Here is an 18,685-nt window from a genome sequence, read left to right as displayed (position 1 = left end):
GTACCTGGTCGGAAGTTCGCACCAGGTATGCCCGGAAGCACCAGGTATCGCGGGTGTTCTGGGAAGGAACGGGCGCGCCGCTCAGCCGCCGGCGAAGGGCGGCATGACGTCGACGACCTCGACACCCTCGAGCGCCGTGCCCCGGTCGCGCGTGGTCACGCCGTCGACCAGGTACGAGCAGCGCTCCTGCAACGCACTCCAGCGTTCGGGGTCCGCCACCTCGGCCGCGTCGATCGCGCCGAGGGCCGACTCGATGGTCCGACCCGTCGTGGTCAGTGAGTCGACGCCCACCGCAGCCCGGGCAGCGGCGAAGAACCGGATCGTGGTCACGCCTCAGCCGCCGATCGCACTCATGCCGCGCGTGGGGTGCACGAGCTCGTCGCTGTCGTCACCGTGGTCGCGGGGCTTCGCCCACATCGCGCGGCGCCAGAGCTCGGCGACCTGGTCGTCGTCCGCCCCGGCGCGCATCGGCCCGAGCACGTCGGTCTCCTCGTCGGAGAACAGGCAGCTGCGCACGTGCCCGTCGGCGGTCAGCCGGGTGCGGGTGCAGTCGGCGCAGAACGACTCCGTGATGCTCGCGATGATCCCGACGGTGCCGAGCGGCTCGCCGGTGACGGCATCGTGCACGCGGTACCGCTCGGCCGGGGCGCCGTCGCGCGGGGCGTCGTCCGGGGTGAGCACGAACGACGTCGCCAGCAGCGCGCGGGTCTCGGCGGCGGTGATCATCGAGGTGCGGTCCCAGGCGTGGTCGGGGTCGAGCGGCATCTGCTCGATGAACCGGAGCTCGTAACCGCGTTCGAGGCACCAGCGGAGCAGTTCGGGGGCGGCCTCGTCGTTGATCCCGCGCAGCAGCACCGCGTTCACCTTGATGTCGAGTCCGGCGTCGTGCGCGGCCGACAGCCCGGCGATCACCTTGTCGAGGAACGGGCGGCGGGTCACTGTGGTGAAGACGTCGGGGTCGACGGTGTCGAGCGAGACGTTCACGCGCCGCAGCCCGGCGTCGTACAGGCCCTGGGCGCGGTGGGCGAGGCCGATCGCGTTCGTGGTGAGCGACAGCTCCGGGGCGTCGGGCAGTGCGGCGCACCGGGCGATCACGTCGACCAGGTCGTGCCGGAGCATCGGCTCCCCGCCGGTGAACCGGACCTTGCGGACGCCGAACCGCGACGAGCCGATCCGGACCAGCCGCTCGATCTCGGTCGCCGTCATCAGGGCCTCGTCGGGGGCGAACGGCAGCCCGGCCGCGGGCATGCAGTAGGTGCAGCGCAGGTTGCAGCGCTCGGTCAGCGACACCCGTAGGTCGACGGCGCGACGCCCGAAGCGGTCGACGAGCCCGGCGGGAGCCGGGTCCACGGAGCCGGTCGTGCCGAGCAGGATCGCGGGTGCCATGGTCGTCAGCGTACGTGTTCCACGCGCCGGAACGTCAGCCGTTCCCACCACCGTCGCCACTCCGACCGCTCCGTGCGCAGCAGCGTGACGACCACGATGACCGCCACGGCCGCGAGCAACCACCACCGGTAGGCGTCCGCCGACGGCCACACCCCGCGCAGCGCGATGGCGAGTCCGATCGACAGCCACTCCCACCGGCCGGACAGCACCACGAACGGGATGAGCAGCAGCGCGTACCAGGGGTAGCGCGGGGTCACGGCGAGGAACGTCACGCCGATCATCAGGACCTCGCCCGACCAGGGCCGCGACGGGTCGGACAACCGCCACGCCACGAACGCGGCGAGCAGCACCAGGAGCCCGACGACGACCGTCGCCGCGTCACCCGGGACCACGAGCGACACCAGCGCGAACCGGGAGCCGTCCTCGTAGCCCTCCTCGCTCAGGTAGCCGGGCAGGTACCCGAGCACGTCGAGCCCGGTGGTCAGCACGTAGGGCACGTAGAGCAGCCCGAACACCGCGATGCCGATCGGGATCGCCCACCAGGCACGACCGCGACCGAGCAACGGTGGGTACACGATCGCCGGGATGAGCTTCGTCGCCGTCGCGGCCCCGAGCGCGATCCCGCCCCAGATCGGTCGGCCGAACGCGACGAGCACGACACCGGCCGTGGCGAGCGCGGCGCCGACGACGTCGACGTGCGAGTTCGTGACGGCCTCGGACGCGACGAGCGGGGACCAGGCCCACAGCGCCGCCCACCAGGTCGGGCGCCCGATGCGTCGGAGCACCATGACGAGCCCGACGGTGACGCCGAGCGAGACGAGCAGCCCGGCGACCTGGAACGGCAGGTACTGCGCCGTCGCGGGCACGAAGAACCGGACCGCCGCGAACCAGAGCTGGGCCATCGGCGGGTAGATCGTCGTCACGTCGGGTCGGTTGATCGCCGTGCAGTGCCCGTCCGCGCCGTCGCCGAGTCCGCGGAACCGGGGCTTGATGTCGTCGCACGTGCCGTTCACCTTGTCGGGGAACAACCAGTCGGGTCGGAGACCGGAAAGTGCCGTGGACTGGGGGGTGTGCGCGTACGGTGAGACACCGGCATGCTGGACGATGCCGTCCCACGCGTACCGAGCGGAGTCGGTGCTCGTGTTCGGCGGGCCGACCAGCGCGGCGATGCCGATCACCACCGCTCCGCCGATGACCATGGTGGTCATCCACCGGACGGGCACGAAACGCACCGCGAGCACGGCGATCACGAAGACGGTCCAAGCGATCAGCGTCCACGCAACGAATGCAGAACGATGGCCCGATCGGAGGAACCCCAGATGCGTGACGCCGACGGCGATGACGCCCGACAGGGCGAGGACTCCCACGACGGTCAGCACCGTGCCGATCCGCGCGGCGGTGCCGTCGGCCAGGGACGGTCGGAGGGCACGCAGTCGGTCGCTCATGGTCCGTCGAGGCTATCCGGCGTCCAGCGCCTCCTGCACGACGGACGGGCAGCTCTGGCGTCCCCCAACCGCAACGCCCGCTCGGCGGTGGTGCTCGGACGCCTGCTCGGCATCGCGTTCCTGATCTGCTTGGGCACCGGGATCTACAGCCACCTGCTGCAGGAACCGCTCGGCTGGATGCGGTTCCCGACCCGGCCGACGCAGCTGTACCAGTTCACGCAGGGCCTGCACATCACGACGGGGATCGCGATCATCCCGCTGCTGCTCGCGAAGCTCAACACCGTCATGCCGGCCCTGGTACAGGTGCCGCCGGTGCGCGGTGTGCTGCACCTGCTCGAACGCCTGTCGATCGCGGTGCTCGTGTCGGCGTCGATCATCCAGGTCGTCACCGGCCTGCTCAACACGTACCAGTGGTACCCGTGGCCGTTCCCGTTCCGCCAGGTGCACAACGCCCTGGCCTACGTGATCATCGGGTCGCTCGTCATCCACATCGCCGCGAAGCTGCCGGTCATCACCCGGTACTGGCGGAAGCGCGACTCCTACGACGCGCACGGCCGGTTCATCGCGGACCCCGCGTCCGGCAGTGAACTGCTCCCACCAGGCCGGGAGGCCCGTGGCGCGTCCGCCCCGAGCGCTGCGGTCTCCGAGACCGCCGGGTCCACCGCCCCCGGCCTGCTCGGCCGCGTGTTCCGCTGGATCGACGGCGTCGACGCCGCCCCCGGCGGCGCCGAGTCCCGGCCCGCCGGACCGGGCACGGCCCCCGAGACCCGCGAGGTGTCCGAGGAGCCGAGTCCCGCCCAGCCGACGGCCGACGTGGCGGAGCCGGACCGGGCCTCCAGACAGACTCCGGAAGCCGCACGGGGTCGACGTGAGCGGATCGCCCGACGCGGGTTCTTCGCAGGCGTGGCGGCCGCGACGGTCGGTGTCGTCGCGCTGACCGCCGGCCAGTCCTCGAAGCTCGCCGAACCGTTCAACGTCTTCGGTGCCCGCGGCCGTGGGATCGGCTCGAACGGCCTCCCCGTGAACCGCACCGCGCGTGCGGCGGGGGTCCTCGCCAGCGCGACCGCCGCGGACTGGACCCTGACGGTCGTCGGGCGCGACGTCAGCCGGACCTTCGTCCGCGCGGAACTCGTCGCACTCGGCACCGCGCAGGTCGACCTGCCGATCTCGTGCGTCGAGGGCTGGAGCCAGATGGGAACCTGGAAGGGCGTGCGGTTGCGCGACCTGCTCGACGCCGTGCAGGCCCCGAAGGGGTCGCACGTCCGCGTGACCAGCCTGGAGCGGCACGGCGGCTACCGGATCATGGACATGGGACCCGAGTACGCCGAGGACCCGACGACGCTCGTCGCCCTCGAGCTGAACGGTGCGACGCTCGACCTGGACCACGGGTTCCCGGCGCGGATCATCGCTCCCGGTCGGCCGGGCGTGCTGCAGACCAAGTGGATCGAGAAGATCGAGGTGCTCCGGTGAAGGCCGCGCGGATCGTGCTCGTGGTGATCGGCGTGCTGGTCATCGCGTTCGGGGCGTACGTGCTCGTGACCTCGGTGAAGCCGAACCGGATCGGTGGGCTCGGGGTGTGGCTGCTCGCCGCGGTGGTCCTGCACGACGCGGTCCTGTCACCGTTCGTGGTCGGTGCCGGGCTGCTGCTGCGACGGGCCGGAGGCGCGTTGCGGGTCTGGGTGCTCGTCGTCGTGCAGGTGGCGATCGTCCTCGGCAGCGTGCTCGCCCTGGTGGTGCTGCCGGAGATCGTGGCGAAGGACGACGGACCGAAGAACCCCACCGTGCTCCCGTTCGACTACGGCACGCGGCTGCTGCTCGTCGAGGGGGCGCTGCTCGTCGTCGTGGTGGTGGTGCTCGTGGTCGGGGTGGTGCTCGCGCGTCGCCCGGCCGCTTCGTCTGGTTCGTCCGCGGTGCGCACCACTGGTTAAAGGGACAACCTTTCGGTATGATCAGGTCATGACCGACGAGATCCCGTGGCTCACCCGCGAGCAGCTGCGCGCGTGGATGAAGCTCGTCGCCGTCATGGAACTCCTGCCGGCGGCGCTCGACCAGCAGCTCCAGCGCGACGCCGACCTGACGCACTTCGACTACATGGTCATCGCGATGCTCTCCGAGACCGACACCCGGACCCTGCGGATGTCGGCGCTCGCCTCGGCCACGAACGCCTCGTTGCCGCGGCTGTCGCACGTGGTGTCCCGACTCGAGAAGCGCGGGCTCGTGACCCGGTGCCCGTCGACCTCGGACCGCCGGGCAACCGACGTCCGCCTGACCGACGCAGGCTACGCGACCATCGTCGAGGCGGCCCCGGACCACGTCCGCACCGCTCGGCGGGTGGTCATCGACGCGCTCTCCGACGAGCAGGTCGCGCAGCTGGACGGCATCGCGGCGTCGCTCCTGACGCGGCTCGACCCCGAGGGGCGGTTCGCGGCGCTGACCTACCCGCGCGAGGGCGACGACACCGCGATCTGCGAGCAGCGCCTGACGGGTGCGGCGACGGACTGAAGCGGGCTGGTGGCTGTGCCCCTGCAATAGGCTCGCCACATGACCGACCCCGCCGCGCCGTCCGACACGTACTCCTACCTCGGACCCGCCGGCACCTTCACCGAGGCGGCCCTGAAGCTCGTCGAAGCCGCCGCCGGCAAGCCCTGGCGGAGCGTCAACAACGTCGGTGAGGCCCTGGACGACGTCATGTCCGGCCGCTCCATCGGCGCCGTCATCGCGATCGAGAACAGTGTCGACGGCGGGGTCAGTGCCACCCAGGACGCCCTGGCCCGGATCCCCGGCGTGCGGATCGTGGGGGAGTACCTGGTCCCCGTCGACTTCGTGCTCGTCGCCCGACCCGGCACCACCCTCGCCGACGTCCGCACCGTGAACGCGCACCCGGTCGCCTACGCGCAGACCCACAACTGGCTCGAGGCGAACCTGCCCGGCCACGGCCACATCCCGGCGTCGTCCAACGTCGCCGCGGCCCTCGCCCTGCTCGAGGCGAACCCCACCGCCGACGCCGCCGTCGCGCCGCCCGGCATCACCGACCACCACGACGTCGTCGTGCTCGCGTCGTCCATCGGCGACAACGCCTCGGCGGTCACCCGGTTCGTGCTCGTGTCGAAGACCCTCGCGCTCCCCGAGCCGACCGGCGCCGACAAGACGAGCGTCATCGTCGAGCTGCCCGCTGACCACCCGGGCGCCCTGGTGGACATGCTCGAACAGTTCGCGACCCGAGGCATCAACATGGGGCTGCTGTCGTCACGGCCCATCGGCGACGAGCTCGGTCGCTACCGGTTCGTCATCGACCTCGACGGGCACGTCCGTGACGAGCGGGTGGCGGACGCGCTGCTCGGCCTGCGCCGGTTCAGCCCGCGCGTGACGTTCCTCGGTTCGTACCCGCGGGCCGACGGCGCCCGCCCCGAGGTGCCCGCGCGCTACTCGGACGCCGCGTTCGTCGAGGCCCGGGACTGGCTGCGCGCGATCGTGTCGGGGGAGCCCGGCGCGCGGTAGCGGCGCGGCGGGCCCACCCACCCGTCTCGGCTCAGGGCACCTGGCGGGAGCCGTGGCGGTCGTCCGCCGGGTCCGGCACGCGCACGGCGAGGCCCATCGGGTCGATGCGGGACCGGAAGGCGATGACCTCGCCCACCGGGTCGCCGTCGATCTCGAACTCGTCGGGCCGCTCGAGCCGGGCCGTGAACTCCTGCCCGCGCAGGTAACGCAGGGGGCGTTCCTCGCGCGACTTCGAGACGATCTTCTTGCCCACCGCGGTCTTGCCCAGGGACGAGCGACGGAACGCCCGCAGGATCCCGTTCTCCCAGAACACCCGCGCGCCGATCCGGACCCAGCCGAAGAATCCGCGGGGACGCATCACGGCGATGTCGAACACGCCGTCGTCGATCTCGGCGTCCGGGAGCAGGATCGCGCCGGCCTGCAGCATGCCGCAGTTGCCGACGATCAGGGAGTGCGCGCGGAGCGAGTGGGTGCCGTCTTCGTCGAGCTGGTAGCGGAACTCGAACGCGTTGGCGTCGCGCACCGAACGGAACAGCGAGTCGACGTAGGCGAGCCAGCCGACCTTCTTCTTCAGTTCGGGCCGGGTGTTCACGAGCATCCGGGCGTCGAGTCCGAGACCGGCCATCACCAGGAAACCGAAGCGTTCGCGTTCGCCGCCGGGGCGTTCGACCTTGAGCATGCCGAAGTCGATCTTCCGGTCGTCGCCGTGGAAGATCGTCCGGACGCTCGCGGCCAGGTCGTCGAGCGGCAGCTTCATGTTGCGCGCGAGCAGGTTGCCGGTGCCGCTCGGCAGCAGCGCGAGGGTCGAACCGGCCTCGTGCACGACCTCGGCGACCGCGCGGACCGTGCCGTCGCCACCGGCCGCGGCGACGACGTCGGCACCGGCCTCGATCGCTGCGCGCGCCATGCCGCCGCCCGGGTCCTCTTCCGAGGTCTCGAACCACAGGGTCTCGGCCCAGCCGGCCTGCTCCTGGTGTTCCTGGACCGTGCGCTTGAGGGTCGGCAGGTGGACCTTGACCGGGTTGTAGACCACCGCGGCCGTCCGCTGCTCGGTGGGGAGGGCGTCCTGGTCCGCGGGCGCGGTCTCCGAAGGGGTCGACATACGTCCACGCTACCGATCGAGGCTGCGTGCGGTTGCCCCGTCTAGGATGGGGCGAGTGATCGATCCACAGCTGCTTCGCGACAACCCGGACGTCATCAAGGCTTCACAGCAGGCACGCGGTGCCTCCGTGTCCGTCGTCGACGAAGCCGTCGCCGCCGATTCCGCCCGCCGTAGCGCGCTCACCTCGTTCGAGTCGCTCCGCGCCGAGCAGAACGCCTTCGGCAAGACCGTCGCCAAGGCCCCGAAGGACGAGAAGGCCGCGCTCGTGCAGCAGGCCCAGGCCCTCTCCGCCCAGGTCAAGGAAGCCCAGGCCACGGTCACCGCGGCCGAGGATACCTTCAACACCGTCGTCCGGGCCATCCCGAACGTCGTGCTGCCCGGGGTGCCCGAGGGTGGCGAGGACGACTTCGTCACGCTCCGCACCGTCGGCACCAAGCCCGAGTTCGACTTCGAGCCGAAGGACCACGCCGACCTCGGCGAGCACCTCGGCATCATCGACATCCCGCGTGGCGTGAAGGTCTCCGGATCACGCTTCTACTTCCTGCGCGGCATGGGTGCCCGGCTCGAGATCGCGCTGATGTCGCTCGGGCTCGACCGTGCGATCGCCGCCGGCTTCGAGCCGCTCATCACCCCGACGCTCGTCCGCCCCGAGACGATGGCCGGCACCGGGTTCCTCGGTGAGCACGCGGCCGAGGTCTACCGGCTCGAGGCCGACGACCTGTACCTGACGGGCACGAGCGAGGTCGCTCTCGCCGGGTTCCACGCCGACGAGATCCTGCCGCTCGAGGAAGGCCAGGCCCACCGCTACGCCGGCTGGTCGACCTGCTACCGGCGTGAGGCCGGTTCGGCGGGCAAGGACAACCGCGGCATCCTCCGCGTGCACCAGTTCAACAAGCTCGAGATGTTCGCCTACGTCAACCCGGACCAGGCCGAGGCCGAGCACGAGCGCCTCGTCGCCCACCAGGAGCAGATGCTCCAGGACCTCGGACTCCACTACCGCGTGATCGACGTCGCCGCCGGCGACCTCGGCACGAGCGCGGCGAAGAAGTACGACATCGAGGCCTGGGTCCCGACGCAGGGCACGTTCCGCGAGCTCACCTCGACATCGAACTGCACGACCTACCAGGCCCGCCGCCTCGACATCCGGTACCGCACCGAGAGCGGCAAGACCGCCCCGGTCGCCACCCTCAACGGCACGCTCGCCACCACCCGCTGGATCGTCGCGATCCTCGAGACGCACCAGCAGGCCGACGGTTCCGTCGTCGTGCCCGAGGTGCTGCGCCCCTACCTCGGCGGCGTCGAGGTGATCGAGCCCCGATGAGCACCCAGGGACGGTTCGTGGACGGCACCTCGCAGAGTGCGGGCACTGACGCGCCCGCCCGCACCAAGCGTTGGCTCGTCGCGCTCGACATCGACGGCACCACCATGCGCGAGGACGGTGTCATCACCGAGGCGGTGGTCGCCGCCGTGCGCGACGCCGAGGCCGCCGGGCACGAGGTCATGCTGTCCACCGGCCGCAGCGAGGGCATGACCGTGCCCCTGCTCGAGACCCTCGGCATCCGTCCGAAGTACCTGGTGTGCGCGAACGGAGCGCTCATCCTGGCCCGCCGCGCCGACGGCTCCTACGTGCGCGAACACGTCGAGCGGTTCGACCCGTCCGAGGTGCTGCAGACCATCCACGGCGCGCTCGAGAACGCCGCCTTCGGGGTCGAGGACGAGACCGGCCACTTCCTGCTGTCCGGCAACTTCCCCGACGACACGATGACCGTCGCGGGCGAGCACGTGCCGTTCGAGCGGCTGCTCGGCGTCGAGGCCACCCGTGTCGTCGTCATCTCGCCCGGTCACGACACCGAGGACTTCCTGCAGATCGTCGAGCAGATGGGCCTGCACAAGGTCTCGTACTCCGTCGGCTGGACGTCGTGGCTCGACATCGCTCCCGAGGGCGTGACGAAGGCCACCGCGATGGAGCGCGTGCGCGAGTGGCTCGACATCCCGCGATCCCGCGTCTTCGCCGCGGGCGACGGCCGCAACGACATCGACATGCTCCGCTGGGCCTCGACCTCCGGTCGCGGCGTCGTCATGGGCCAGGCCCCCGACGACGTCGTCGACGCCGGCAACGAGCTCACCGGCGGCATCACCGACGACGGCCTGGCAGCGGCGCTCGACTCCCTGCCCCGTTAGTCCGCGCTCGCGCGCACCCCTGCCTGGAGGCCCGGGTAGACTTCCCGGGACGCGATCACGTCTCGCCACGTGGTCGCGTCACTGGAGGGTTGTCCGAGCGGCCGATGGAGCCTGTCTTGAAAACAGGTGGGCAGAGATGTCTCGTGGGTTCGAATCCCACACCCTCCGCGATGGACACACGGTTGCGCCCACTCCGCCTCGACGACGCGGCCGTCCTGGCTGCGGTCATCACAGCGAACGCCGAGTTCCTGCGTCCGTGGGAACCGGCCCGCGCGCCGTCTTACTACACGGAGTCCGGCCAGCGGGACGTCATCACGCAGGCTCTCGCCGCGCAGCGTGCCGGCAACGCGGTGCCGTTCGTCATCGAGTCGATCGACGGGGAACTCCTCGGCCGCATCACGCTGAGCGGCGTCACGCGCGGCGCCCTGCAGTCGTGCGCGATGGGCTACTGGATCCGCGCCGACCGCACGCGCCAGGGGCACGCGTCCCGTGCGGTGCGAGCCGCTGCGGCCCACGCCTTCGACGTGCTCCGCCTGCACCGCGTGCAGGCCGAGACCCTGCCCGAGAACGTCGGCTCGCAGCGCGCACTCGAGTCGGCCGGCTTCACCCGGTACGGCTTCGCGCCGGAGTACATCAAGATCGACGGGGTCTGGCGCGACCACGTCATGTTCCAGCTCCTCGCCCAGACGTCGGCCCCGTGATCGAGGTCGTCGAGTACCGACCGACCTGGCCCGAGCGGTTCCGGCAACTGCACGGTGCGTACGCCGCTGCGCTCGAGGCCGCCGACGCGCCGTTCCGGAGCATCGAGCACGTGGGCAGCACGTCCGTGCCGGGCCTGGCGGCGAAGCCCGTGCTCGACGTCGACGTCGTGGTGGACGCGTCCGACGTCCCCGCTGCGGTGGCGGCACTGGCGACGATCGGCTTCGAGCCATGCGGTGAACTGGGGGTTCCGGGGCGGCAGGCGTTCCGGGCTCCCGAGCGTTTCACCCCGACCAACACCTACGTCGTCACGACCGGATCGCTCGCGCTGCGGAACCACCTGGCCGTCCGCGACGTGCTGCGTGCCGACCCGGTGCTGCGTGACGAGTACGCCGCCGTGAAACGCCGTGCGGCCACCGAGGCCGAGGACATCGACGACTACATCGAGCGGAAGAGCGAGGTGCTGGGCCGGATCCTGCGCGTCGGCGGCCTGTCCGACGACGAGCGCGCCGCCATCACCGCCACGAATCGTCGGATCACCGACCGCGGCGCGGGCGGCTGACCGGCGACGCGCTCACGGCTGGAACGGTTGTGGCGTGACGACGACCTGGCCGCCGGTGAGCAGCAGCGACAGTCCGAGTCCGATGAGCGAATCCCCGAGGAGCACGATGACGCCCAGCGCGGCCGCAGAACCCATGGAGCGTCTGGCCCGAGCGGCGAGGGTGACCAGCACGGCCAGGCCGACGACGTGGGCGATGAGCAGCGGGATCCCGCCGAGCGAGAGGACGGCTGCGTTCGGCCAGGATCGGTCGTGCGCGGTCCCGCGGGCGTCTTCGTCGGATGCGAGGTAGAGCCACATCCACGAGCCCCACGCCGGGAGGACGCCGAGCGCCGCGGTGGCCCAGAACGCGCAGATCCGCCTCGCCGATGTCCACCCCGTGCGCCGCTCTGACGTTGCGCCCGCTGTCATCGGCTCAGGGTACAGGCAGAGGAGCGAGTAGCAGGACGAGGCGACTGACGGTTCTGGTTCACGAACCCGGGTGTTCGTGAACCAGAACCGTCACCGTCCCGACGAGGACAGGTCTCAGGCGGTGGCGAGCATCGGGTAGAGCGCGGTGAGCGGGGCGCTCAGACCGGCACGGACGTCACGGCTGACCTGGTCGGCGAGGACCTCGTGCTCGCCGGCTTCGACAGCGTCCCAGATGGCGCGGACGATGTCGGCGGGGTCGGACTTCTCGACGTCCAGGTCGGCGATCATGCCCGTGTCGGTGTAGCCGAGGTGGGCGCCGACGACCTGGGTGCCCTGGGGTGCGAGCTCGATGCGCAGGGAGTTCGTGATCGACCAGAACGCGGCCTTCGACGCCGAGTACGCGCCGGCGAGGGCGACCCAGCTCAGGGCGGAGTGCACGTCGATCAGCGCACCGTTGGCGATCGAGGGGGCGAAGGCCTTGGCGACGCGGAGTGCGCCGAAGACGTTGGTGGCGAAGATGCGCTCGACCTCCTCGACGGAGACGTCGACGAGCGGATCCGAGCCGGCGATCCCGGCGTTGTTCACCACGACGGTCACGTCGGCGGCGGTGCGGGCCGCGGCGTCGACACTCTCCTGGCTCGTGACGTCGAGGGTGAGCGGGACGATGCGCTCGTCGTGCCAGGTACGGGGGTTGCGGGCGGTCGCGTAGACCTTGGTGGCGCCACGCTCCAGGGCCTGGCGGACGAACTCGGCGCCGAGGCCGCCGTTCGCTCCGGTGACGAGGACGACGGCGTTGGTGAGGTCGGTCATGAGTGCTCCAAAGAAGAGAAGTTGAGTACGGAAACCGAACCTAGCACGTTGTGTCCGGAAATCGAACCCAGCTAGGATGAACACATGCTCGGCATCCTCGGCGGCGACGAGCGCTGCCCCATCGCACGCTCCCTCGACGTCCTCGGCGAGAAGTGGACGCTCATGGTCGTCCGCGACGCCGTCGGCGGCTCGACCCGCTTCAGTCAGTTCCAGCAGAGCCTCGGCATCCCGCGCGAGGTCCTGACCGCACGCCTGGCATCCCTCGTCGACGGGGGAGTGCTCGAGCGCACGACCTACAAGCCCGAGGGCGCCCGTGCCCGCGAGGAGTACGTGCTGACCGACGCCGGCCGTGACCTGTCGCTCGTGTTGCTCGCACTCGGCGGGTGGGCCGACCGGCACCGCCCGTCCGAGCGGCCGTCGGACCTGCGGTTCGTCGACGCCGAGAGCGGCGAGGCGGTCGAGGCCGCCGCAGTGACGATGGATGCGCAGCAGCGCATCCCGACCGCGCGCCTCCGCGCCGTCATGGAGCCGGCGTCCTGAACGCGACCAGCTGACGGACAGGAGGCCTGTGGCGGCCCCGCCCCGCGCCTCCCGTCCGGTCAGCGACGCACGTCGCACCCGCAACTCGCGCCGAGGACCAACTCGGCGGGGACCAGGTCGCGGTGCCACTGGTTGTCGGCGTCGAGGCCGAGCACGCGGTCGACCGCGGCGACGGCCATCGTCTCGATCGGCTGCCGGACCGTGGTGAGCTGCGGGTTCGTGTAGTCCGCCTCGGCTGCGCCGTCGAAGGACACGATGGCGACGTCCTCCGGGACGCGCAGCCCGAGTTCCCACAGTGCGCGCATCACGCCGATCGCCTGCATGTCGGAGCTGACGAAGACGGCCCGTGGTCCGGTGTCGTCGGCGAACATGCGGAGGCCGGCCTCGTACCCGCCGCGTCGGGTGAAGGCGGTGCGGACGATGGGGCCGTCGGGCAGGCCGGCCTCGCGGAGGGCGCGCATCCAGCCCTGTTCACGGAGCTCCATCGACCCGGTGTGGCCCATCACGAGGCCGATGGACCCGTAGCCGTGCTCGACCAGGTGCCGGGTGCCGTCGAGAGCCCCGCGCAGGGCGTCGACACCGATGCTGGCGTACTCGGGGACCTCGAAGAACGTGTTGAGCAGGACCATCGGCAGACCGGGGTCGGTCACGGTCGACAGGTCCGGGTGGGTCATGATGCTCGTGACGATGACGCCGTCGACCTGGCGGGCGGAGAGGCTGCGGAGCCGCTCGCGCTCCTGGGCAGCGTCACCGTCGCTGTTGGCGAGCAGGACGTCGTACCCACGCGCGGCGGCGGCGTGCGTGACGGCGACGGCGAGCTCGGACCAGAACGGGTTGTCGAGCTCCGGCACGATCAGGCCGAGCATCTTCGACGACCCGGTGCGCAGGGCCTGGGCACTCGCGTTCGGGCGGTAGCCGAGGACCCGGATGGCCTCGCGCACCCGGGCGGCGGTGGCGGGGGCGACGGGGCGGGGTCCGTCGTGCACGACGTAGCTGACGACGGAGGTGCTGACACCGGCGTAGCGGGCGACGTCCGCACGGGTGACCGCCCTCGGGTTCGTCGGGACGGTCACGGGTGCCACCTTCGTCGGGTCCGGGAGCGTCGTTCGGGTGCCGGCCCGCGAGGACCGGCACCCGAACGACACGTGTTACTCGGACGCGATCGTAGTCGACGCCGTGCTGCCTGCTGACGCCGGTGCGTTCGTCGTCGCAGCGCTCGTCGCCGCAGTGCTCGTCGTCTCGGGGGCGTCACCGAAGTCCGGCACCTCGAGACGGGCGCCGCCCTGCAGCGCGGACTGGTGGGCGATGATGCCGGGCAGGGTGAAGCGTGCGGCGGTCCAGGCGTTCACCGGCGGCAGGGTCCGGTCGACGACGGCGCGGACGAAGTCGTCGGCGAGGAACTGGTGGCTGCCCTCGTGTCCGGTCGGCACGCCGTCGTACTCGGCGGGCAGGCGGTCGGTGTCGTGGACCTCGGCGTAGCCGGAGACGAAGGCCTCACGCAGGGACGGGTCGACGTCGGCCAGACGCGGGTCGTCGAGCGACATCGTCGCCTGCGTGTTGATCTTGTCGCTGATGTCGTGCGAGTCCTCCTTGTCCTGCCAGACGCTGACCTTCGCCAGCTGCTCGAAGCTCGCCTCGGTGCCGAAGTAGCGGAAGCGGGACTCGCGGATGTGCGACGGGTAGCCGACGCGGCGCATCTCGTTGATCCGCATCACCCCGCCGTTGTCGAGCTCGAACAGGGCCGTGGCGTTCGAGAAGTCGTTGTCGAACTGGCTGACGTCCTTGTCGAATACGCCGTCGCCGCGGTCGTCCTTGATGCCGATGCAGCTGACGCTGACCGCGTGCCCGGGGATCGCGCCGAGGACCCCGCCGACCGAGTGGGTCGGGTAGAGCATGGGCGGGTAGCTGGCGGTGCGCTTCCAGTCGTCACCGCCGCTGTACTGGTACGCGGCGTAGAAGCCGAGGTCCATGTCGTGCACGTAGTCGCCCTCGGAGTAGAACACCCGGCCGAAGGCGCCCTCGGCCACCTGCTTGCGGGCGAACACCGTCGCGGGGTTGTAGTAGCTCGTCTCGCCCATCATGTAGGTGAGGCCGGTCTCACGGACCGCCTCGATGATGTCGCGGATCTCGTCGACGGAGATCGCCATCGGCACGGCGGAGTACACGTGCTTGCCCGCGCGCAGGGCCTTGACCACGAGCGGGCCGTGGGTCCAGCGCTGCGTGAAGATCGCGACGGCGTCGACGTCCGAGGCGAGCACGGCGTCGAAGTCGTCGAACGTGCCGTCGAGGTGCTGTGCCTCGACGAGTTCGGACGCGCGCTCGTCGACGAGGTCCGTGACGTAGACCCGGTCGACGTCGGGGTGGAGCTTGAACAGCTTGGCGAACTGGGGGGCGAACTGGCCCGCGCCGACCATTCCGACAGAGATCATCAGTGACCTTTCCGAGGTGTGGGATGCGTCGCCGAGCGGGTCGCTCCGATGCGATCGAGGGCCATCCTGACACACGCTGTCTACACGTGACAACCCCTGTCCACAGCCCGGAAAAAGACTCTTGCCTGAGGTGGTCCCCACGTGTAGATTCCCGGCTCACGGACTGCTGCACGTCAGTCCACCGCAGACGAAGGAGTCGCGATGGTCACCGAGAGCCCTGTGTCGTCACCCTTGACGGCCACCAGCACGAGGCGGAGGAGTCGGTCCGCCGACCCCGCCCGCACCACGTCCCCGCCGCGCCGCCCCAGGAACGACCTGTGGCTCGCGCTCGTCTTCATCGCGCCGGCTGCCGTCGGCTTCGCGGTGTTCCTCGCCTGGCCGACCGTGCGGGGCATCTACCTGAGCTTCACGTCGTACAACCTGCTCACCGAGCCCGAGTTCACCGGCCTGCAGAACTACGCCCGACTGGTGCAGGACTCGATCTTCTGGCACTCGATGGTGGTGACGGTCGAGTACGTGCTCATCAACATCGTCATCCAGACCGTCGTCGCGCTGTTCATCGCCGTGATGATGCACCGGCTGACGAAGTCGACGTTCGTGCGCGGCATCGTGCTCGCGCCCTACCTGGTGTCGAACGTCGTCGCCGCCCTCGTCTGGCTCTGGATCCTCGACACCCAGCTCGGCATCGGCAACGAGATGCTCGCCGCACTCGGCCTCGACCGCATCCCGTTCCTGCAGAGCGACGTCTGGGGCATCCCCTCGATCGCGCTCATCAACGTGTGGCGGCACGTCGGCTACACGGCACTGCTCATCTTCGCCGGCCTGCAGTCGCTGCCCGAGACCGTGTACGAGGCCGGACGCATCGACGGTGCGAGCGAGTGGAAGATGTTCTGGCGCATCACGGTGCCGCTGCTCCGCCCGATCCTGTCCCTGGTGCTGATCATCACCGTGATCGGGTCGTTCCAGGTGTTCGACACCGTCGCCGTCACCACGCAGGGCGGCCCCGCGAACGCCACGAACGTCGTGCAGAACTACATCTACAACCTGGCGTTCGGCCGGTTCCAGTTCGGCTACGCGTCCGCGGTCTCGGTCGCGCTCCTCATCGTCCTCAGCATCATCACGATCATCCAGTACCGCCTCACCCGCTCGGGTGAGTCCGACCTGGACTGAACGGAAGCGCCATGACCACGACACTCACCCGCTCCGTCACCACGTCCCGCCCGCCGCGGATGGGCGCCGCCCACCGTCGTCGCCCGTCGCTCGGCCGGGTGCTCGCCTGGGTCGCGATGATCCTCGTCATCGTCGTCACCCTGTTCCCGTTCTACTGGATCCTGCGGACGGCGCTGTCGTCGAACACCGCGATCAACTCCGACCCCACCTCGCTGCTGCCCGTCGGGTTCAGCCTGGGCGGGTTCGAGCGGGTCTTCGGTCTGCAGTCCACCGAAGAGGCGCTGGCACAGGGCGGCTCCGGCGCCGCGCTGAACTTCTGGCGGTACCTGCTCAACTCGATCCTGGTGTCGACGCTCGTCACGGTCGGCCAGGTGTTCTTCTCGGCAGCGGCCGCCTACGCCTTCGCCCGGCTGCGCTGGCCCGGTCGCGACAAGGTGTTCGGGGTGTTCCTGGCGGGGCTGATGGTCCCCGCGATCTTCACGCTGCTGCCGAACTTCACGCTCATCAAGCAGCTCGGGCTCGTCGACAACCTGCTCGGCATCGCCCTGCCGACGATGTTCATGACCCCGTTCGCGGTGTTCTTCCTGCGGCAGTTCTTCCTCGGCATCTCGAAGGAGGTCGAAGAGGCGGCGCTCATCGACGGCGCCGGGAAGGTCCGCGTGTTCTTCCGGCTCGTCATCCCGATGGCGGCGGCCCCGATCGCCACCCTCGCCGTGCTGACGTACATCACGAGCTGGAACGACTACTTCTGGCCGCTCATGGTGTCGTACACCGACAGCTCGCGGGTGCTGACCGTCGCGCTCGGCGTCTTCAAGTCGCAGACCCCGCAGTCCGGCACCGACTGGGCCGGGCTCATGGCCGCGACCCTGGTGGCGGCGCTCCCGATGATCCTGCTGTTCGGCGTCTTCGCCAAGCGGATCGTCAACTCCATCGGCTTCTCCGGGATCAAGTGACCCGGCTGTCGGACAGGACGAACACCATGACGAACCAACTGACCCGCCGCACGCTCTTCGCCGGCGGTGCCTCCGCCCTGGCCCTCGGCGCGCTCGCCGCCTGCTCGTCGCCCGGTCGCCGCACGACGAACCGGTCGGGTGCGCGCACAGTGAGCTACTGGCTCTGGGACGCCAACCAGCAGCCCGCGTACCAGGCCGTCGCCGACGCGTTCCACCGCGCGAACCCGGACATCACCGTGAAGATCACCCAGCTCGGGTGGAACGACTACTGGACCAAGCTCACCGCGGGCTTCATCGCCGGCACCGCGCCCGACGTCTTCACCGACCACCTGACGAAGTTCCCGCAGTACGCCGACCTCGACGTGCTCTACGGACTCGACGAGCTCGACGCCACGAAGGGGATCCGTGACGACGACTACCAGTCCGGGCTCGCCGAACTGTGGAAGGGCCAGGACGGCCACCGCTACGGCTCCCCGAAGGACTGGGACACCGTCGCGATGTTCTACGACAAGAAGGCGATGGCGAAGGCGGGGGTCTCCGCCGAGGAGCTCGGGTCGCTCGAGTGGAACCCGGACGACGGCGGCACGTTCGAGCGGATGCTCGCGCGGCTGACCGTGGACTCCAAGGGCCGACGTGGGGACGAGGACGGCTTCGACAAGGACGACGTCGCCGTCTACGGGATCTCGTCGAACGGTTCCGGCGGTGACGGCTTCGGTCAGACCCAGTGGTCGCCGTTCACCGGATCGGTCGACTGGTTCTACACGAACGAGAACCCCTGGGGCGACCGGTTCCGCTACGACGAGCGGGTCGTGCAGGACACCCTCGCCTGGTACTACCGGTTGGCCGAGAAGGGCTACATGGCGAAGTACGGGGTGTTCTCCACCACGACCGGGCCCGAGGTCCAGCTCGGCGCGGGCAAGTGCGCGCTGTCCTTCAACGGCTCGTGGATGATCGGCTCGTACCTCGGCATGAAGGACCTCGACGTCGCGGTCGCCCCGACCCCGATCGGCCCGTCGGGTCACCGTGCGTCGATGTTCAACGGGCTCGGCGACTCGATCACGAAGCAGGCGAAGGACCCCGAGGCCGCGGCGAAGTGGGTGGCGTTCCTCGGCAGCGACGAAGCGCAGCGGATCGTCGGTGAGAGCGGCATCGTGTTCCCAGCCCGTCCCGCGGGTACCGAGGCCGCGGTGGCGTCGTTCCGGAAACGCGGCCTGGACGTCTCGGCGTTCACCCGGCAGGTCGAGGAGGACACCACGTTCCTGTTCCCGGTCACGAAGAACCCCGCCGACGTGCAGGCCCTGCTGCAGCCCGCCTTCGACGACGTCTACGCGAACGGCAAGCCGATCTCGACGCTGACCGGGGTCAACGAGCAGGTCAACAACCTCCTCGCGCTCACCTGATCGAAACCCGGAACCCGGAACCCGACAGCCCGCCCGTCGTCCGCATGCCGCACCGTCCGGTGCGGTGTGCGGACGACGCGTTGACCCCTCCGGCGACCGCGA

At 70.4% G+C, this 18,685-nt stretch carries 20 protein-coding genes and 1 tRNA gene; 13 read left to right on the top strand and 8 right to left on the bottom strand.

From position 1 onward, the window contains the following. Nucleotides 1-81: 81 nt before the first annotated feature. From KK097_RS15470 to KK097_RS15460, 3 genes are read right to left on the bottom strand one after another with little or no spacing between them, the layout of a single operon-like run. The gene (locus KK097_RS15470; RefSeq protein WP_214531252.1) at nt 82-330 is read right to left on the bottom strand and encodes a MoaD/ThiS family protein; all 249 of its coding nucleotides are present in this window, start codon (nt 328-330) and stop codon (nt 82-84) included. A gap of 3 nt (nt 331-333) precedes the next feature. Then, nucleotides 334-1,386 (bottom strand): GTP 3',8-cyclase MoaA, encoded by a 1,053-nt coding sequence (gene moaA / locus KK097_RS15465; RefSeq protein ID WP_214545348.1) that lies wholly within the window; start codon nt 1,384-1,386, stop codon nt 334-336. Between the two features lie 5 nt (nt 1,387-1,391). Continuing rightward, nucleotides 1,392-2,831 (bottom strand): glycosyltransferase 87 family protein, encoded by a 1,440-nt coding sequence (locus KK097_RS15460; protein WP_214545347.1) that lies wholly within the window; start codon nt 2,829-2,831, stop codon nt 1,392-1,394. A gap of 87 nt (nt 2,832-2,918) precedes the next feature. Between KK097_RS15460 and KK097_RS15455 the strand changes: the two genes are divergently transcribed. Genes KK097_RS15455 through pheA form a run of 4 tightly spaced genes read left to right on the top strand, consistent with a single transcriptional unit; the run spans nt 2,919 to nt 6,329 of the window. Further along, on the top strand, nt 2,919-4,301 hold the full coding sequence (locus KK097_RS15455; protein WP_307858412.1) for a molybdopterin-dependent oxidoreductase: 1,383 nt from the start codon (nt 2,919-2,921) through the stop codon (nt 4,299-4,301). Next, nucleotides 4,298-4,759 (top strand): hypothetical protein, encoded by a 462-nt coding sequence (locus tag KK097_RS15450; RefSeq protein WP_214531245.1) that lies wholly within the window; start codon nt 4,298-4,300, stop codon nt 4,757-4,759. The genes KK097_RS15455 and KK097_RS15450 overlap by 4 nt, the downstream gene beginning before the upstream one ends. Before the next feature lie 28 nt (nt 4,760-4,787). Then, the gene (locus KK097_RS15445; protein ID WP_214531244.1) at nt 4,788-5,333 is read left to right on the top strand and encodes a MarR family winged helix-turn-helix transcriptional regulator; all 546 of its coding nucleotides are present in this window, start codon (nt 4,788-4,790) and stop codon (nt 5,331-5,333) included. Nucleotides 5,334-5,372: 39 nt separating this feature from the next. Continuing rightward, complete coding sequence (gene pheA, locus KK097_RS15440; RefSeq protein ID WP_071406510.1) at nt 5,373-6,329, top strand: prephenate dehydratase; 957 nt, start codon at nt 5,373-5,375, stop codon at nt 6,327-6,329. A 31-nt stretch (nt 6,330-6,360) separates the two neighbouring features. Here the strand turns inward: pheA and KK097_RS15435 are convergent, their stop codons facing one another. Next, the gene (locus tag KK097_RS15435) at nt 6,361-7,431 is read right to left on the bottom strand and encodes a diacylglycerol/lipid kinase family protein (protein WP_214545346.1); all 1,071 of its coding nucleotides are present in this window, start codon (nt 7,429-7,431) and stop codon (nt 6,361-6,363) included. 55 nt (nt 7,432-7,486) lie between these two features. On the opposite strand from KK097_RS15435, the gene serS reads away from it, so the two are divergent. The 5 genes from serS (at nt 7,487) to KK097_RS15410 (ending at nt 10,873) form a co-directional block, all read left to right on the top strand. After that, complete coding sequence (gene serS, locus KK097_RS15430; RefSeq protein ID WP_214545345.1) at nt 7,487-8,752, top strand: serine--tRNA ligase; 1,266 nt, start codon at nt 7,487-7,489, stop codon at nt 8,750-8,752. Next, complete coding sequence (locus tag KK097_RS15425; protein ID WP_214545344.1) at nt 8,749-9,612, top strand: HAD family hydrolase; 864 nt, start codon at nt 8,749-8,751, stop codon at nt 9,610-9,612. Before serS ends, KK097_RS15425 begins: the two co-directional genes overlap by 4 nt. Nucleotides 9,613-9,695: 83 nt before the next feature. Then, nucleotides 9,696-9,780: transfer RNA gene (locus tag KK097_RS15420), tRNA-Ser, on the top strand. A gap of 2 nt (nt 9,781-9,782) precedes the next feature. After that, nucleotides 9,783-10,313, top strand: a complete 531-nt coding sequence (locus KK097_RS15415) for a GNAT family N-acetyltransferase (RefSeq protein ID WP_214545343.1) — start codon at nt 9,783-9,785, stop codon at nt 10,311-10,313. Then, complete coding sequence (locus KK097_RS15410) at nt 10,310-10,873, top strand: GrpB family protein (RefSeq protein WP_214545342.1); 564 nt, start codon at nt 10,310-10,312, stop codon at nt 10,871-10,873. The genes KK097_RS15415 and KK097_RS15410 overlap by 4 nt, the downstream gene beginning before the upstream one ends. A 12-nt stretch (nt 10,874-10,885) precedes the next feature. On the opposite strand, the gene KK097_RS15405 is transcribed toward KK097_RS15410, so the two are convergent. Together KK097_RS15405 and KK097_RS15400 are read right to left on the bottom strand one after the other, a co-directional pair. Then, nucleotides 10,886-11,281, bottom strand: a complete 396-nt coding sequence (locus KK097_RS15405) for a hypothetical protein (RefSeq protein ID WP_214531233.1) — start codon at nt 11,279-11,281, stop codon at nt 10,886-10,888. A gap of 114 nt (nt 11,282-11,395) precedes the next feature. Then, the gene (locus KK097_RS15400) at nt 11,396-12,091 is read right to left on the bottom strand and encodes an SDR family oxidoreductase (protein WP_214545341.1); all 696 of its coding nucleotides are present in this window, start codon (nt 12,089-12,091) and stop codon (nt 11,396-11,398) included. An 84-nt stretch (nt 12,092-12,175) separates the two neighbouring features. Here KK097_RS15400 and KK097_RS15395 point away from each other — a divergent pair, with 84 nt between their 5' ends. Beyond that, nucleotides 12,176-12,631 carry a winged helix-turn-helix transcriptional regulator gene (locus KK097_RS15395; RefSeq protein ID WP_214531229.1) on the top strand — a complete coding sequence of 152 codons (456 nt, stop codon included), beginning with the start codon at nt 12,176-12,178 and terminating at the stop codon, nt 12,629-12,631. 59 nt (nt 12,632-12,690) lie between these two features. Here KK097_RS15395 and KK097_RS15390 read toward each other — a convergent pair whose 3' ends face one another. Together KK097_RS15390 and KK097_RS15385 are read right to left on the bottom strand one after the other, a co-directional pair. Continuing rightward, nucleotides 12,691-13,713: a LacI family DNA-binding transcriptional regulator gene (locus KK097_RS15390; protein ID WP_439647659.1), complete on the bottom strand. Its 1,023-nt coding sequence runs from the start codon at nt 13,711-13,713 to the stop codon at nt 12,691-12,693. A 66-nt stretch (nt 13,714-13,779) separates the two neighbouring features. Further along, nucleotides 13,780-15,060, bottom strand: a complete 1,281-nt coding sequence (locus tag KK097_RS15385; protein WP_439647658.1) for a Gfo/Idh/MocA family protein — start codon at nt 15,058-15,060, stop codon at nt 13,780-13,782. A 201-nt stretch (nt 15,061-15,261) separates the two neighbouring features. Between KK097_RS15385 and KK097_RS15380 the strand changes: the two genes are divergently transcribed. The 3 genes from KK097_RS15380 to KK097_RS15370 are packed head-to-tail and all read left to right on the top strand — an operon-like array spanning nt 15,262 to nt 18,583. Beyond that, nucleotides 15,262-16,230, top strand: coding sequence for a carbohydrate ABC transporter permease (locus KK097_RS15380; RefSeq protein WP_250893376.1), 969 nt, complete (start codon nt 15,262-15,264; stop codon nt 16,228-16,230). Nucleotides 16,231-16,241: 11 nt separating this feature from the next. Further along, the gene (locus tag KK097_RS15375) at nt 16,242-17,183 is read left to right on the top strand and encodes a carbohydrate ABC transporter permease (RefSeq protein ID WP_214545340.1); all 942 of its coding nucleotides are present in this window, start codon (nt 16,242-16,244) and stop codon (nt 17,181-17,183) included. Nucleotides 17,184-17,209: 26 nt separating this feature from the next. Then, the gene (locus tag KK097_RS15370) at nt 17,210-18,583 is read left to right on the top strand and encodes an ABC transporter substrate-binding protein (RefSeq protein WP_214545339.1); all 1,374 of its coding nucleotides are present in this window, start codon (nt 17,210-17,212) and stop codon (nt 18,581-18,583) included. The last annotated feature ends 102 nt before the right edge of the window (nt 18,584-18,685 follow it).

This window comes from Curtobacterium flaccumfaciens, from assembly GCF_018598405.1.
GTDB classification, from domain to species: Bacteria; Actinomycetota; Actinomycetes; order Actinomycetales; family Microbacteriaceae; genus Curtobacterium; species Curtobacterium aurantiacum.
Note: the sequence above shows the minus strand (reverse complement) of the source record. Positions and strands in the feature narration are given on the sequence as shown.

Bases quoted from the DNA above. Each gene is read 5' to 3' on its own strand.
- moaA (WP_214545348.1), bottom strand. From the start codon at position 1,386: ATGGCACCCGCGATCCTGCTCGGCACGACCGGCTCCGTGGACCCGGCT.
- KK097_RS15460 (WP_214545347.1), bottom strand. From the start codon at position 2,831: ATGAGCGACCGACTGCGTGCCCTCCGACCGTCCCTGGCCGACGGCACC.
- KK097_RS15445 (WP_214531244.1), top strand. From the start codon at position 4,788: ATGACCGACGAGATCCCGTGGCTCACCCGCGAGCAGCTGCGCGCGTGG.
- pheA (WP_071406510.1), top strand. From the start codon at position 5,373: ATGACCGACCCCGCCGCGCCGTCCGACACGTACTCCTACCTCGGACCC.
- KK097_RS15435 (WP_214545346.1), bottom strand. From the start codon at position 7,431: ATGTCGACCCCTTCGGAGACCGCGCCCGCGGACCAGGACGCCCTCCCC.
- KK097_RS15425 (WP_214545344.1), top strand. From the start codon at position 8,749: ATGAGCACCCAGGGACGGTTCGTGGACGGCACCTCGCAGAGTGCGGGC.
- KK097_RS15415 (WP_214545343.1), top strand. From the start codon at position 9,783: ATGGACACACGGTTGCGCCCACTCCGCCTCGACGACGCGGCCGTCCTG.
- KK097_RS15405 (WP_214531233.1), bottom strand. From the start codon at position 11,281: ATGACAGCGGGCGCAACGTCAGAGCGGCGCACGGGGTGGACATCGGCG.
- KK097_RS15400 (WP_214545341.1), bottom strand. From the start codon at position 12,091: ATGACCGACCTCACCAACGCCGTCGTCCTCGTCACCGGAGCGAACGGC.
- KK097_RS15395 (WP_214531229.1), top strand. From the start codon at position 12,176: ATGCTCGGCATCCTCGGCGGCGACGAGCGCTGCCCCATCGCACGCTCC.
- KK097_RS15385 (WP_439647658.1), bottom strand. From the start codon at position 15,060: ATGATCTCTGTCGGAATGGTCGGCGCGGGCCAGTTCGCCCCCCAGTTC.
- KK097_RS15380 (WP_250893376.1), top strand. From the start codon at position 15,262: ATGGTCACCGAGAGCCCTGTGTCGTCACCCTTGACGGCCACCAGCACG.
- KK097_RS15375 (WP_214545340.1), top strand. From the start codon at position 16,242: ATGACCACGACACTCACCCGCTCCGTCACCACGTCCCGCCCGCCGCGG.
- KK097_RS15370 (WP_214545339.1), top strand. From the start codon at position 17,210: ATGACGAACCAACTGACCCGCCGCACGCTCTTCGCCGGCGGTGCCTCC.